Consider the following 1,281-nt stretch of genomic DNA (forward strand, 5'->3'; position numbering starts at 1 on the left):
AGACAGGACGGCCTGTAGCAGGTCGATTGCCTTCAAGCAATACCTTTTTGTTCGCTTCAGTAAATTGGTGAATATCAAGCAATGTACCAGGAAGCACATCAGTGTCACCGGCATCAATTACGCGTACTTTGCGAAGCATCTGGCGAACCATTACTTCTACGTGTTTATCACCGATTTCAACACCCTGCATACGGTAAACCTTTTGAACCTCATGGAGAAGATACTCTTGAACAGTCGTCAGGTCAGTCACTTTAAGAAGTTCTTTCGGATCGATTGAACCTTCTGTCAGTACTTGGCCTCGAGTAATTTTATCTCCTTCCGCTACTTTCAGGCGGGAGTTGTAAGGTGCCGTATAAGAACGTGTTTCCACTGCGCCTTGAACCACAATTTCCTGTTGCTTATCACGAACTTCATTGATCTCAACGACTGTACCGTCGATTTCTGTAATTGTTGCCTGACCTTTCGGATTACGCGCTTCGAAAAGCTCTTGGATACGCGGAAGACCCTGTGTGATATCGTCTCCGGCAACCCCGCCTGTATGGAATGTACGCATTGTTAACTGTGTACCAGGCTCACCGATTGATTGGGCAGCAATGATTCCGACAGCTTCACCGACTTCAACATCGGAGCCAGTTGCAAGATTTCGGCCATAGCATCGTTTACATACACCATGAGGCGTATTACATGTGAAGGCAGAACGGATCCACACTTCTTCAATACCGGCTTCGACAATCTCCAGTGCTTTATCTTCATCGATCAGTTCGTTTTCATTCACAAGCACTTCACCTGTTTCAGGGTGCTTCACTTGTTTTCTTGCAAAACGTCCGATTAAGCGTTCTTCTAAGCGCTCAATTGTTTCAGTTCCTTCTTTAAGAGGCTTAGCAAGAATGCCTCGGTCAGTTCCGCAATCAGTTTCACGGATGATAACATCCTGCGCAACGTCAACGAGACGGCGTGTAAGGTAACCTGAGTCAGCAGTTTTAAGAGCGGTATCGGCAAGACCTTTACGCGCACCGTGTGTGGAGATAAAGTACTCCAATACTGTCAGACCTTCACGGAAACTTGATTTGATCGGCAACTCAATGATACGTCCAGCCGGGTTGGCCATCAGGCCGCGCATTCCGGCAAGCTGCGTAAAGTTAGATGCGTTACCACGGGCACCAGAGTCACTCATCATGTAGATCGGGTTGAGTTCATCAAGTGATTTCATCAGTTTGCCTTGGATAACGTCTTTTGCAGCACTCCAGATAGAGATGACTCTCTCATAGCGTTCTTCTTCAG

General features: G+C 46.9%; 1 pseudogene. It reads right to left on the reverse strand.

Features of this window, described 5'->3' with window-relative positions:
• Window positions 1-1,281, reverse strand: a pseudogene (locus ACWF4Z_RS38340) (DNA-directed RNA polymerase subunit beta'); the annotation flags it as partial.

This window comes from Kribbella sp. NPDC055071 (assembly GCF_053608045.1).